Annotated in this window: 13 protein-coding genes; 6 read left to right on the top strand and 7 right to left on the bottom strand. The window is 71.7% G+C overall.

All coding sequences use genetic code 11. The annotated features are described in order from the left end of the window. Window positions 1–14: 14 nt before the first annotated feature. Genes ACFSC0_RS14740 through ectA form a run of 3 tightly spaced genes read right to left on the bottom strand, consistent with a single transcriptional unit; the run spans window position 15 to window position 2,310 of the window. On the bottom strand, window positions 15–407 hold the full coding sequence (locus ACFSC0_RS14740; RefSeq protein ID WP_377280800.1) for an ectoine synthase: 393 nt from the start codon (window positions 405–407) through the stop codon (window positions 15–17). A gap of 15 nt (window positions 408–422) precedes the next feature. Beyond that, window positions 423–1,736 carry a diaminobutyrate--2-oxoglutarate transaminase gene (gene ectB / locus ACFSC0_RS14735; RefSeq protein WP_377280799.1) on the bottom strand — a complete coding sequence of 438 codons (1,314 nt, stop codon included), beginning with the start codon at window positions 1,734–1,736 and terminating at the stop codon, window positions 423–425. Window positions 1,737–1,758: 22 nt separating this feature from the next. Next, window positions 1,759–2,310: a diaminobutyrate acetyltransferase gene (ectA, locus tag ACFSC0_RS14730; RefSeq protein ID WP_377280798.1), complete on the bottom strand. Its 552-nt coding sequence runs from the start codon at window positions 2,308–2,310 to the stop codon at window positions 1,759–1,761. Window positions 2,311–2,542: 232 nt separating this feature from the next. On the opposite strand from ectA, the gene ACFSC0_RS14725 reads away from it, so the two are divergent. Both ACFSC0_RS14725 and ACFSC0_RS14720 read left to right on the top strand, forming a co-directional pair. Beyond that, a complete protein-coding gene (locus ACFSC0_RS14725; RefSeq protein WP_377280797.1) occupies window positions 2,543–3,034 on the top strand; it encodes a MarR family winged helix-turn-helix transcriptional regulator in 492 nt (163 codons plus the stop codon). Between the two features lie 134 nt (window positions 3,035–3,168). Next, entirely contained in the window at window positions 3,169–4,416 is a 1,248-nt protein-coding gene (locus tag ACFSC0_RS14720; RefSeq protein WP_377280796.1) for a mechanosensitive ion channel family protein, read from the top strand. Between the two features lie 4 nt (window positions 4,417–4,420). On the opposite strand, the gene ACFSC0_RS14715 is transcribed toward ACFSC0_RS14720, so the two are convergent. After that, window positions 4,421–7,504 carry an efflux RND transporter permease subunit gene (locus ACFSC0_RS14715; RefSeq protein WP_377280795.1) on the bottom strand — a complete coding sequence of 1,028 codons (3,084 nt, stop codon included), beginning with the start codon at window positions 7,502–7,504 and terminating at the stop codon, window positions 4,421–4,423. Then, window positions 7,501–8,586: an efflux RND transporter periplasmic adaptor subunit gene (locus ACFSC0_RS14710; RefSeq protein WP_377280794.1), complete on the bottom strand. Its 1,086-nt coding sequence runs from the start codon at window positions 8,584–8,586 to the stop codon at window positions 7,501–7,503. Before ACFSC0_RS14710 ends, ACFSC0_RS14715 begins: the two co-directional genes overlap by 4 nt. Before the next feature lie 89 nt (window positions 8,587–8,675). Between ACFSC0_RS14710 and ACFSC0_RS14705 the strand changes: the two genes are divergently transcribed. Then, the gene (locus ACFSC0_RS14705) at window positions 8,676–9,287 is read left to right on the top strand and encodes a TetR/AcrR family transcriptional regulator (protein WP_377280793.1); all 612 of its coding nucleotides are present in this window, start codon (window positions 8,676–8,678) and stop codon (window positions 9,285–9,287) included. Continuing rightward, window positions 9,284–9,907 carry an NUDIX hydrolase gene (locus tag ACFSC0_RS14700; protein WP_377280792.1) on the top strand — a complete coding sequence of 208 codons (624 nt, stop codon included), beginning with the start codon at window positions 9,284–9,286 and terminating at the stop codon, window positions 9,905–9,907. The genes ACFSC0_RS14705 and ACFSC0_RS14700 overlap by 4 nt, the downstream gene beginning before the upstream one ends. A 4-nt stretch (window positions 9,908–9,911) precedes the next feature. Here ACFSC0_RS14700 and ACFSC0_RS14695 read toward each other — a convergent pair whose 3' ends face one another. Then, the gene (locus ACFSC0_RS14695) at window positions 9,912–10,343 is read right to left on the bottom strand and encodes an SAM-dependent methyltransferase (RefSeq protein WP_377280791.1); all 432 of its coding nucleotides are present in this window, start codon (window positions 10,341–10,343) and stop codon (window positions 9,912–9,914) included. A 118-nt stretch (window positions 10,344–10,461) separates the two neighbouring features. Between ACFSC0_RS14695 and ACFSC0_RS14690 the strand changes: the two genes are divergently transcribed. Beyond that, window positions 10,462–10,782, top strand: a complete 321-nt coding sequence (locus tag ACFSC0_RS14690) for a DMT family transporter (protein ID WP_377280790.1) — start codon at window positions 10,462–10,464, stop codon at window positions 10,780–10,782. Here ACFSC0_RS14690 and ACFSC0_RS14685 read toward each other — a convergent pair. After that, the gene (locus ACFSC0_RS14685) at window positions 10,779–11,216 is read right to left on the bottom strand and encodes an HIT family protein (RefSeq protein ID WP_377280789.1); all 438 of its coding nucleotides are present in this window, start codon (window positions 11,214–11,216) and stop codon (window positions 10,779–10,781) included. The genes ACFSC0_RS14690 and ACFSC0_RS14685 overlap by 4 nt on opposite strands. Window positions 11,217–11,275: 59 nt before the next feature. On the opposite strand from ACFSC0_RS14685, the gene ACFSC0_RS14680 reads away from it, so the two are divergent. Continuing rightward, complete coding sequence (locus ACFSC0_RS14680) at window positions 11,276–11,851, top strand: DUF4287 domain-containing protein (protein WP_377280788.1); 576 nt, start codon at window positions 11,276–11,278, stop codon at window positions 11,849–11,851. Window positions 11,852–11,945 lie beyond the last annotated feature (94 nt).

Here is an 11,945-nt window from a genome sequence, read left to right as displayed (position 1 = left end):
TCGGGTGCTCCTGCTCAGACCGGCTCGGCTTCGAGCGGGTAGGCGCCGGTCTCGTCGTGCACCTCCCGGCCGGTGACCGGAGGGTTGAAGACGCAGGCCATCACCATCTCGGTGCGGCCGCGCAGGATGTGCCTGTCATGCTGGTCGAGGGCGTAGAGGACGCCCGGCCGGATCTCGTGCCTGGCGCCGGTGGCCAGGTCCTCGATCGAGCCCTCCCCGGAGATGCAATAGACCGCCTCCAGGTGGTTCTTGTAGTGCATCGGCAGCTCGGCGCCGGCGTAGATGGTGGTGATGTGGAAGGAGAAGCCCATGGCGTCGTCCTTCAGCAGCAGCCGGGTGCTTTCCCAGCCCTTCGACACCACACGGCGGCGAGTCCCGTTCGCTTCGGCGAGGTCGCGGATGATCATGGTCGATAGGTCTCCTTAGGCGGCCGAGTCCAGGTCGGCGCGGCCGGTCGCCTCGGCGACGGCGGCGGCCAGGATCTGCAGGCCGCGCTGCAGGTCGGCGTCGGCGATGGTGAGCGGGGCCAGCACCTTCACGATCTGGTCGTGGGCGCCGCTGGTCTCGATGACGAGGCCCCGCTCGAAGGCGGCGCGGACGATCCGCAAGGCGGTTTCGCCGGAGCCGACGTCGAGGCCGCGCATCATCCCGCGGCCCTTCACGCTGACCACCGTCTCGGAATGGCGGCCGGCGATGTCGACCAGCGCCGCCTGCAGCACCTCGCCCTTGCGCGCGACGTCCGCCGCGAAGCTCTCGTCGCGCCAGAAGGTGTCGATCGCCGCCTTGGCGGTGACGAAGGCGTGGCAGTTGCCGCGGAACGTGCCGTTGTGCTCGCCCGGGGCCCAGGCGTCGAGCTCGGGCTTGATCAGCGTCAGGGCCATCGGCAGGCCCAGCCCCGACAGCGACTTGGCCATCGTCACGATGTCCGGGGAGATCCCCATGCCCTCGAAGCTGAAGAAGCCGCCGGCCCGGCCGCAGCCGGCCTGGATGTCGTCGACGATCAGCAGCGCCCCGTGCTTGCGGGCGATCTTCTCGATCGCCTGCAGCCAGGCCGCCGAGGCGACGTTGAGGCCGCCCTCGCCCTGCACCGTCTCCAGGATGATGGCCGCCGGCGGATCGATGCCGCCGGAGGGGTCCGAGAGCAGCTGGTCGAGCTGCCCGGCGGTGTCGACGCCGGGGCCGTAGTAGCCGTCGTAGGCCGCCCGGGTGACGCCCTGGGCGGGCAGGCCGGCGGCGCCGCGGTGATGGCCGTTGCCGGTCGCGGCCAGCGCCCCGAGGGTCACCCCGTGGAAGCCGTTGGTGAAGGCGATGACGTTCGAGCGGCCGGTCAGCTTGCGGGCCAGCTTGAGCGCCGCCTCGACCGCATTGGCGCCGGTCGGACCGGTGAACTGCGCGCGGTACTTCAGGCCGCGCGGCCGCAGGATCACGCTCTCGAACGCCTCCAGGAACTCGGCCTTGGCGCGGGTGTGCATGTCGAGGCTGTGGGCCACCCCGTCCTGCATCACGTAGTCCATCAGCCGCTGCTTCAGGGCCGGATGGTTGTGGCCGTAGTTCAGGGTCGAGCAGCCGCTCAGGAAGTCCAGGTACTGCCGCCCCTCGGCGTCGTAGAGCCAGGCGCCGGCCGCGCGGTCGAACACGGTGGGGAAGCTTCGGGAGTAGGAGCGGACGCGGGATTCGAGCCGCTCGAAGGTGGCGAAGCGGCGCGGCGCGCGCGCGGTGACTTCGGCGTCAAACATGTGGCCTCTTCTCTTCTGAAATTCAGGACGGCGTGGCCGGGAACGGGCCGATGGCGACGAGGTGCTCGGTGGGCGCGGAAGGCGGCAGGTGCGCGCCCTCCATCAGCCAGGGCCGATGCCGCATCGGCGCGCCGCGGCCCTCGGCGAGGCGGCGGAACAGCGCCCAGGAGGGCGCATTGCTGCCGGTGATGGTGGTCTCCAGCCGGCGCACGCCCCGGCAGGCCTCGCGCGCCAGCAGCGCGTCGAGCATGCGAAGCCCCAGGCCCGCGCCCCGCGCCTCAGGCGCGACGGCGACCTGCCAGACGAACAGCGTCTCCGGCGAGTCCGGCCGCAGATAGGCCGAGACCCATCCGACCGGCGCGCCGTCCCGCCGGGCCAGCACGCAGGTGGCGGCGAAGTGGGTGCACTGCAGGGCATTGCAGTAGGCGGAGTTCTGGTCGAGCGGCGGACAGGCGCTGATCAGCGCGTGAACCGCAGGTCCGTCCTCGGGCGTCGGCGCGCCCAGGGTGATCTGGCCAGCTGTCGTTTTCTGTCCAAGGCCCCCGGACGCTCGCTTTAGCTCAGCGGTATCCATTGGCCGATATTTCGTTCGCTGATCGAAATAGGTCAACCTTGGGCCGCCGGAAAAGCGCCCACTTTCAATGATGGGTTGACAGGCTCAGCTTTGGTTTACAGTGGGAATAACGGCGGAAATCCGGCCAATCTTTTCACTGTTCAAACTAATTTGATAAGGCCTCCGAGCCGCCGCTTGCCTCGCCGCGATTCCTACGGAAGAAGTCGGCCTTTCGCCGTCCGGGACATCGGTCATGGAGCAACGGGTCACCAGCGCCCTCATCGCGATTCGGCGGATCGTGCGCGCGGCCGAGTTCGCGGCCCGCGACCTGTCCAAGGTCGCCGGGCTGACGCCGTCCCAGATGGTGGTCCTGCAGCTGATCGACCGAGACGGCGAGCTCAGCGCCGGCGCCCTGGCCGAGGCCGCGCGGCTCAGCCAGGCCACGGTCACCGCCCTGCTGGACAAGCTGGAGGACAAGGGCCTGGTGGTGCGCCGCCGCAGCGCCGAAGACCGTCGCCGGGTTGCGGTCGCCCTGACGGACGAAGGACGCCGCGTCCTGGTCACCACGCCGGACGTGCTGCAGAACCGCTTCGCCGCGCGCTTCGAGGAACTGGAGAGCTGGGAGCAGGCGGCGATGGTCGCGGCCCTGGAACGGGTGGCGGCGCTGCTGGACGCCAACGGCATCGACGCCTCGCCGATCATCGACGTCGGCTCTCTGAGGCGGTCCGGCGACGGACCGGCCTGACCGGCCCGATTTGCCCCGGCCGGCGGCTTCGTCCATAAGGCCAAGGCCCCTGCAACCCGAAACCCGAGCGCCACCGCCCCGCGGTCGCGCGCCCGATCGTGGTCCGCGCCCGCCGCGGGACCTGCCGGAGACCCATGCCGCTCGACGACCTCGCCACGCTCTTTCCGGACAGCCCCTGGCTGCAGGCGCTGATCGGCCTGGCCGTTCTGGCCGCCGCCGCCGCCCTGGCCAACCTGATCGTCAAGCAGGTGATCCTGCGGCTGTTCCTGCGCGGGTTCGACGGCCTGTCGCTGGCGGTCGACGCGGCGGGCGCCGACCCCATCGTGCGGCGGCTGGCCAACGTGGTGCCGGCGATCGTCATCTCCCGCGGGGTGCAGCTCGTCCCGCACCTGCCGCCGGACGTGGTGACGGTGACCCGCAACGTCTGCAGCGCCTTCATCGTGCTGACCCTGGTGCTGGCGATCAGCGCGGCCCTCAACCTGGTCAACGAGCTCTACCAGCGGCGGCCGGAGTCCCGCTCGCGCCCGATCAAGGGCTACCTGCAGGTCGCCAAGATCATCCTCTACGGGGGCAGCCTGATCCTGATCGCCGCGGCGCTGATGGAGCGCTCGCCGCTGCTGCTGCTCTCGGGCCTGGGCGCGATGGCCGCCGTGCTGATGCTGGTGTTCAAGGACACCATCCTGTCGCTGGTCGCCTCGGTCCAGCTCACCTCCAACGACATGATCCGGGTCGGCGACTGGATCGAGATGCCCCAGCTGAACGCCGACGGCGACGTGGTCGACATCGCCCTGCACACCGTGAAGGTCCAGAACTGGGACAAGACCATCACCACCATCCCGACGCACCGGCTGATCAGCGAGTCGTTCAAGAACTGGCGCGGAATGTTCGAGTCCGGCGGGCGGCGGATCAAACGCTCGCTGATGATCGACCAGACCAGCGTGCGGTTCCTGACCGACGAGGAGCGCGCCAGGCTGCGCCGCTTCGCGCTCATCGACGACTATCTGGAGCGCAAGCGGCAGGAGCTCGAGGCCTGGAACGCCGAGCTGATCGCCAGCGGGCGCGATCCGGTGAACGCGCGCCGGGTCACCAACATCGGCACCTTCCGCGCCTATGTGGAAGCCTATCTGCGGGCCAATCCGCGGATCTCGCAGGAGATGACCCTCCTGGTGCGCCAGATGGCGCCGACGCCGCACGGCCTGCCGCTGGAGATCTACTGCTTCACCAGCACCACCGCCTGGGCGGAGTACGAGCTGATCCAGGCCGACATCTTCGATCACCTGCTGGCGATCCTGCCGCAGTTCGGCCTGCGCGTGTTCCAGGAGCCGAGCGGGATGGACATGCGCCAGCTCGTCTCCGGCCGGGCGCCCGCCGAGCCGGCCTAGGCCCTCAGGCCGCCTGCGCCATCGCCGCCCCGACGGCGGCCGGCGCCTTGTCGCCCCGGCTGAGCAGCCAGTAGGTCACCGGCGTCGCCACCCGCGAGAGCAGCGTCGAGGTCACCAGACCGCCGATGATCGCAATGGCCAGCGGGGAGTAGAGGCCCGAGCCCTCCAGGGCCAGCGGCGTCAGGCCGCCGATGGCGGTGACCGAGGTCAGCAGCACTGGCAGGAAGCGCACCTCCCCTGCCCGCTCGATGGCTTCGCGCAACGCGACGCCCTGGCGGCGCAGCTGCTCGGTGAAATCCACCAGCAGGATGGAGTTCTTGATCTCGATGCCGATGAGGGCGATCAGCCCGATGGTGGCCGTGAACGAGAGCGAGTTGCCGGTCAGGAACAGCGCCGCCACGGCCCCGAACAGTCCGAGCGGAATGACGCCGGCCACCACCAGCGCGGTCCGGAACCGGCCGAACTCCAGCACCAGCACGGCCAGGATGCCGAAGATGGCGATCAGCACCGCCGCGCCCAGGCCGGCGAAGCTCTCCGACTGGGCCTCGGCCTGCCCGCCGTAGGAGGTGCGGTAGCCGGGCGGGACCGCCAGCTCCTTGGCGAGCCGCGCCTGCGCCTGGGCCGTGACGTCCGAGGTCAGGTAGCCGGTCCGCACCTGGCTGGTGACGGTCACCGTCCGCTCGCGCTGGAAGCGGGTGATCCGGGCGGGGCTCGACTGGAAGCTGGGCTCGGCCACCGCGCCCATCGGCACGGCGGCGCCGGACGGGGTCGGCAGGTAGACGGCCGACAGCGCCGCCAGCTCGTTGCGCCCGTCCATCGGCAGGCGCACGCGCACCGGATAGTCGTCGCCGTCGGGGTCGCGGAAGCGGGCCGTCTCTTCGCCCGACAGCGCCAGCCGCGCCACCCGACGGGCGGCCCCGGCCGGCACGCCCAGCGCCGCGGCCTTGCCCTCGTCGAGGCCGAGGTCGAGATCGGTGCGGTCGACGCTCAGGGGGTTGTTCACGTCGCGCGTGCCGGGGGTGGCCTTCAGCACCCGCTCGGCCTCGGCCGCCAGCGCCTTCAGCGCCTGCATGTTCTCGCCGGAGATCCGCACGGCGATCGGCGCCTCGACCGGCGGGCCGTTCTCGAAGGTCTCGACGCTGATCCGCGCGCCCGGGTAGCCGGCGAAGTCGGCCCGCAGGGCGTCGAGCACCCGCTCGGACCGGCCCGGCTCCCAGGCCTTCAGAGAGACGAACACCTCGGCGTAGCTCGGCTGCGGCTGGCGCTGGTTCTGGTTGTAGAAGATCTGCGGATTGCCGCGGCCGAGGTTGGCCGCCGTCCAGGCGACCTCCGGCTCGCGCCGCAGCCGCTCGTCCACGAACCGCAGCGCCTGGTCGGTGCGGGCCAGCGAGCTGCCCTGGGGCGTCTCCACGCGGACCAGGAACTGCGGCGTCTCGGCCGGCGGGAACAGGCTGGAGCCGATGGCGCCGAGCAGCGGGACGGTCGTCGCGCAGATCGCCCCGATGATCGCCAGGGTCAGCCACGGCCGCGCCAGCCCCCGGTGCAGCACGGGGGCGTAGAAGCGATGGATGGCCCCGTTCACCGCCCGCAGGATCCGGTTGCCCTCCGGGTCCTCGTGGCGCGAGAGCATGCGGCTGGCCAGGAACGGGATGATGGTCAGCGAGACGATCAGCGAGGCGCCCACCGTGCACAGCACCGTCACCGGCAGCGAGCGGATGTAGGCGCCCGAACCGCCTGGCAGGGCCAGCAGCGGCACGAAGGCCAGCATCAGCGTCGCCGTGCAGCCGAGCACGGCCAGCGAGATCTGGCCCGTCGCGGCGATGGCGGCCTGGGTGCGCTCCATCCCCATCCGCAGGTGCCGGGCGATGTTCTCGGTGACCACGATGGAGTCGTCGACCAGGAGGCCGAGCGCCAGCACGAAACCGGCGATGGTCAGCTGGTTCACCGTGAAGCCGAGCAGCTGGACGAGGGCGAGGCCGATCAGCAGCGACAGCGGGATCGACATCATCACCACCCCGCCGGCCCTGAGGCCCAGCGGCAGCAGGGTGATCAGCACCAGCCCCAGCGCCAGGCCGAAGTCGCGGAACAGCCGCCCCAGCCGGTGCTCGACGTTGTCCGCCTGCCTGAAGCCGCGCTCCAGCTTCACCCCGCCCGGCAGGGTCTTCTCGAACTCGGCGAGGGCCGCATCGACGCCGCGGGTTATCCTGGCGACGTCGGCGCCGTCCTTCTGCTGGACGGTGACGAACACCGCCCGGCGGCCGTTGAAGCGGGTCAGGTGCTGGGCCTCGGTCTCGGCCCAGCCGACCTCGGCCACGTCGCGCACCCGCACGACCTGCCCGTTCACCTCGCGCACCGGCGTCTCGGCCACCTCGGACGGGTCGCGGAAGGCCCCGCCGGTCTTGACGTTGAACCGCCGCTCGCCGGCATGGACCGCGCCGACCGGCGCCTCCGCGCCCGCCGCGCGCAGGGCGTCGGCGACGGCGGTCGGCGGCAGCTGCAGCTCGGCCAGCCGGCCGAGGTCGAGCGCGACCCGCAGCTCCGACGGCGTCGCGCCCCAGTATTCGGTCTGGCGCACGCCCGGCACGCGGTCGAGCCGCTCGCGCAGCCGGTCGGCCAGCTTCTCCAGCCGGCGCATGGGCAGGGTCTCGCTGACCAGCGCGACCTGCACCACCGCGACCTCGGTGGTCCGCGCACGGCGCACCTCCAGCTGCGTGAGCCCCTGAGGCAGGGTCCCGCGCAGGGCGTTCACCTCGCGGACCACCTCGTCGTACTTGCGCTGGGGGTCGACGTCCCAGGTGAAGGCGACCTGCACGACGGCCGCGCCATCCAGGCTGGTCGAGCCGATCTCGTCCACGTCGTCGAGGCCGGAGAGCGCGTCCTCGATGGGATCGGCGACGAGCTGCTCGAGTTCGGCCGGCTCGGCGCCGGGCAGCACCGCCCGCACGACCATGATCGGCATCGGGAAGTGCGGGTCTTCGGACCTGGGCGTCGTGGCCAGGGCGTTCAGGCCCAGCATCGCCAGCAGGGCGAAGGCGACCAGCGTGAACTGCCAGTTGCGGACCGAGAAGGCGGCGATATCGAACCTCACCGCGCGGCCGTCCGCTGGGGCGACAGGCGCGCCGGGTCGACCACCCTCACCTTCTCGCCGTCGGAGACGAAGCCCGCGCCGACCGTGATCACCTGCGCCCCGTCGGGCAGGCCCAGGACCAGCGCATCGTCGCCGTCGAAGCCGCCGAAGGTCACCGTCCGCCGGCGCGCCGTCGAACCGGCGGGGTCGACCACCAGCACCGCCGCCTGCCGGCCCTGGGCCTCCAGGATCGCCTCGGCGGGCAGCCGGGCCATCGCCGCGGGCTGGGCCGCGGCCGGGGTCTCGGTTGCGATGAACACGGTGGCGATCTGGCCGCTGCGAAGCTCCGGGGCGGCCGGCAGCTCGACTTCGATCTCCACCGCACCGGTGCGCATGTCGGCGGCCTCGCCGATGCGGGAGACCCGGCCGGAGAGCGCGGGCGTGGCCTCGTCGATCCTCACCCGGGCCGCGGCGCCCAGGCGGATGCGCCCCGCCTCACGGTCCGGCGCCGGCACGCGGACGACCAGCGGGCTCGCCTCGTCGGCGACCCGCAGCACCGTCTGGCCCGGCTGGACCACCTCGCCGCTCTGACGCACGCGCTCGAGCACCACGCCGGACACCGGCGAGACCAGCCGCGTCCAGCGGCGGTCGAAGGCGGCGGCGCTGTGGCCGGCCTCGGCGGCCTTCACGGCGCTGGCCCGGTCGTCCAGCCGCTGCCGGCTGACGAAACCCTTCTCGAACAGCGCCTGGTCGCGGGCGTAGTCGCGCCGGGCGCGCTCCAGCTCCGCGCTCGCCCGCTGCTCGGCGGCCGCAAGCCCGGTGGGATCGAGGCTGGCCAGCACCTGGCCGGCGGCGATGCGGTCGCCGGCGTCGACGGAAAGCCCGGTCATCACCCCGGCCACCCGGAACGACAGCTCCATCTCCCGGCGCCGCGCGATGCGGCCGCTGGCCTGGAGCTCGGCCGTCGGCCGAGCCGCCGACACGCGAACCGCCTGGACGGCGATGGGCTGGGCCGCCTCGGGCGCCGCCGCCTCTCTTCCGCACCCGGCGAGCACCCCCGCCATCACCATCGCCGAAAGGATCGAAACCGCCGCTCTGGCCACGTCGACGCCACCAATCTATCACTGATAGTCTATCAGTGATCGGTAATGGTCGATTGTCAAGCGCCGCGAAGGCTGGAAGTTAGGTCCCGATGCCCCCGTCCCCGTCCCCGCGAAAGCCGAAAGGCTCCGGCTTCGAGCGCCGCGAGGAGATCCTCGCCGCCTCCCTGCGGCTCTTCGGCGAGCGCGGCGTGCACGGGGTCTCCACGCGCCAGATCGCCGAGGCCGTGGGCATCTCCCAGCCGACCCTCTACGCCTACTTCCCGTCCAAGGACCACATCGCCGCCGAGCTCTCCGCCCGCGCCTTCGCCGAGCTGGAGCGGCGGCTGACCGGCCCCCACTTCGCCTACACGGAAGAGGGCCTCGCCGCCGCCTTCCGCACCTATGTGGATTTCGGCCTGGAGAACCCTGACGCCTACCGCGTCGCCTTCATGATCGAGGGGCCGCCGCCGCCGGAGGGCGCTCAGGTGGCCAAGAAGCCCGGCGAGGGCGCGTTCGACGTCCTGCGCCGCGCCATCGTCCGGATGCACGAGGAAGGCCTGACCGCCACCGACGATCCCGAGCGGCTAGCCCAGTCGCTGTGGGCGGGGATGCACGGGCTGGTGTCGCTGCTGATCGCGCGGCCGCAGTTCCCGTGGGTCGACCGCGAGCCGCTGATCCAGTCCCACGTGCGGATGCTGGCGCGGGCGGCCCTGCGTTCATGACCCGCTTCGACGACGCCTTCCGCCGCCGCCTGGGCGAGCGCTGCCGCACCTTCCCCCGCATCGCCTACGAGGGCGAGGACCTGAAGCGGGCGGCCGTGGCCATCACCCTGGTGGAGGCCGACGACGGCTCGGGCGAGGCCGCCTTCCTGCTGACGCGTCGCTCGGCCGAGCTGCGCGCCCACGCCGGCCAGTGGGCCCTACCCGGCGGCCGCTGCGATCCCGGCGAGACGCTGGAGGAAGCGGCCCTGCGCGAGCTGGAGGAGGAGCTCGGCCTGACTCTGCCGCCGGAGAACATCCTGGGCGTGCTCGACGACTACCCGACCCGCTCGGGCTACGCGATCTCGCCGGTCGTCGCCTGGCTGGACGACGTCAGCGCCCTGAGGCCGAACCCGCACGAGGTGGCCTCCGTCCACTGCATTCGCCTCGACCAGATCGGGCGCGAGGACGCCATCGCCTTCGAAACCATCCCGGAGAGCCCCAAGCCGGTCATCCGCGTCTACATCGGCGAGCAGTACATCCACGCCCCTACCGCCGCCCTCGTCTACCAGCTGCGCGAACTGGTCGCCGGCCGCATCACCCGCGTCGCCGACCTGGAGCAGCCGGTCTTCGCCTGGCGCTGAAGCCTCAGCGGGGCAGCGGGATCTCCTTCAGCGGATCGCCGCCGTCGATGTAGAGCCGCCCGTCCGGCCGCAGCGCCGCCGCGATCCGCGCCAGCGCCTGCGCCTCGAGCTGCGGGTGGCGGCCGTCCAGGGCGCCGACGCGCACCGCAAAGGCGAGGTCGTAGGGCGCTTCGCCCGGCGCGAGCTCGAAGCTCTCCACGGCGGACTGGCGGACGCTGAGCCGGCCGGCGGCGATCTCCGCCGCGCAGCCGGCGCGGGCCTGGGCGATGGCCTTGGCGGAGCGGTCGATGGCCAGCACATGGCCGCCGCCGATGCGCCGGGCGACCTCTCGCGCCGCCGCCCCTGGCCCGCAGCCGATCTCCAGCACCCGCATCCCCGGGCGCAGCGGCAGCGCCTCGACGATCGCCCTCAGTCGCGGCGACAGCTCGTCGCTCATCCGGTTGCCTCCTGCGTCCGTCTTGCCTATCTGACCCGCCGCGAGGCCACGTCCTCCCCCTCTCCCCGAGGGCAGAAGTCCGGGACGGCCCGGCCCTTTGTCACAAGGAGGGCCTGCCGTGGCCTGGATATCCCTCTTCTTCGCCGGCCTGCTGGAAGTCGTCTGGGCCTTCTTCATGAAGCAGTCCGACGGCTTCACGCGCGTGACGCCCACCATCATCACCTTCGCGACGATGTTCGCCAGCTTCGCGCTGCTTTCCTATTCAATGAAGGCGCTGCCGCTCGGCACCGCCTACACCGTCTGGACCGGCATCGGCGCGGTCGGCGCCTTTGTCGTCGGCGTGGCGGTGCTGGGCGAGTCGCTCAGCCCGATGCGGGTCCTCGCCGCGGTGCTGATCGTCAGCGGGCTGGTGCTGATGAAGCTCGCCAGCCCGAGCTAGCTGATCTTCGCCGCGATCTGCTCGGCCAGGGCCGCCAGCTCCTTGGGATCGGCCATGCCGCCCGAGGCGTGGCGGCCCATCGGCACGCCTTCCCAGCGCGGGATGATGTGGATGTGCAGGTGGTAGACGGTCTGGCCGGCCGGGGCGCCGTTGAACTGGGTGATGACGATGCCGTCCGGCTGCAGCGCCGCCCGCACCGCCCGCGCCACCCGCTGCACGCCCAGGATCAGATGGGAGAGCACCTGCGGCTCCTCCTCCAGCAGGTTGCGGGCCCGCGAGTGCTTGGGGATCACCAAGGTGTGGCCCTTGGACTGCGGGAAGACGTCCATGAAGGCGAAGACGTGGTCGTCCTCGAACACCTTGGCCGACGGCATCTCGCCGCGCAGGATCTTGGCGAAGATGTTGCCCTCGTCGTAGGTCCCGTCCAAGCTCATCCGACAGCTCCGCGATCTGGTGGAGGGCTGTCGTAGCAAATCGCTCCGGCGGGTGGAACGTGGCGGCAGAATCCGGGCTCACCGAACGCCAGCAGAAGTGGTTCGCCTCGGTGCAGGCGAGCCTGGAGCGCGACACCGGCAAGACCATCGACGAGTGGGTCGCCATCGCCCGCACCTGCCCGGAGACGAAGCCCAAGGCGCGCCAGAAGTGGCTCAAGGAACACCACGGGCTGGGCGTCAACCGGGCGTCCTACGTCCTCTCCCAGGCCTTCCCGTCCGAGGACCGCTGGGACCAGCCGGAGGCCCTGCGGGCCAAGCTGTGGACCGATCCGGCCTCGACCGCGATCCTGGAGGCCGTGGAGCGGGCCGCGAGCGCCCTGGACGGCGTCGTGGTCGGCCAGCGCAAGGGCTTCACCGTCTTCTCCCGCAACGTCGCCTTCGCCGCCCTCCGCCCGCTGAAGGGCGGCAAGGCGGCGCTGGGCCTGGCGCTCACCCCGGACGCCGACCCGCGGCTCTCGGGCCCGAAGAACGACGGCTGGTCGGAGCGGCTGAAGGCGCGGCTGGAGCTCTCCAGTTCGACGGAGGTGGACGAAGGCCTGCGCGAGCTTCTGCGACGGGCGTGGGAGGGGTCGTAGGAGCCTTAAGACCTTTCCCTCCGCCTGCGGAGGGAAAGGGTTGGGAGAGGGAGGCCCGGCGCCTCCGCCTGCGTCGAGTCAGCGGCCCCTCACC

It is taken from the genome of Phenylobacterium terrae (assembly GCF_042681205.1).
GTDB classification, from domain to species: Bacteria; Pseudomonadota; Alphaproteobacteria; order Caulobacterales; family Caulobacteraceae; genus Phenylobacterium; species Phenylobacterium terrae.
The sequence above is the reverse complement of the archived record's forward strand: the minus strand, read 5'-3'. Positions and strand labels throughout refer to the sequence as shown.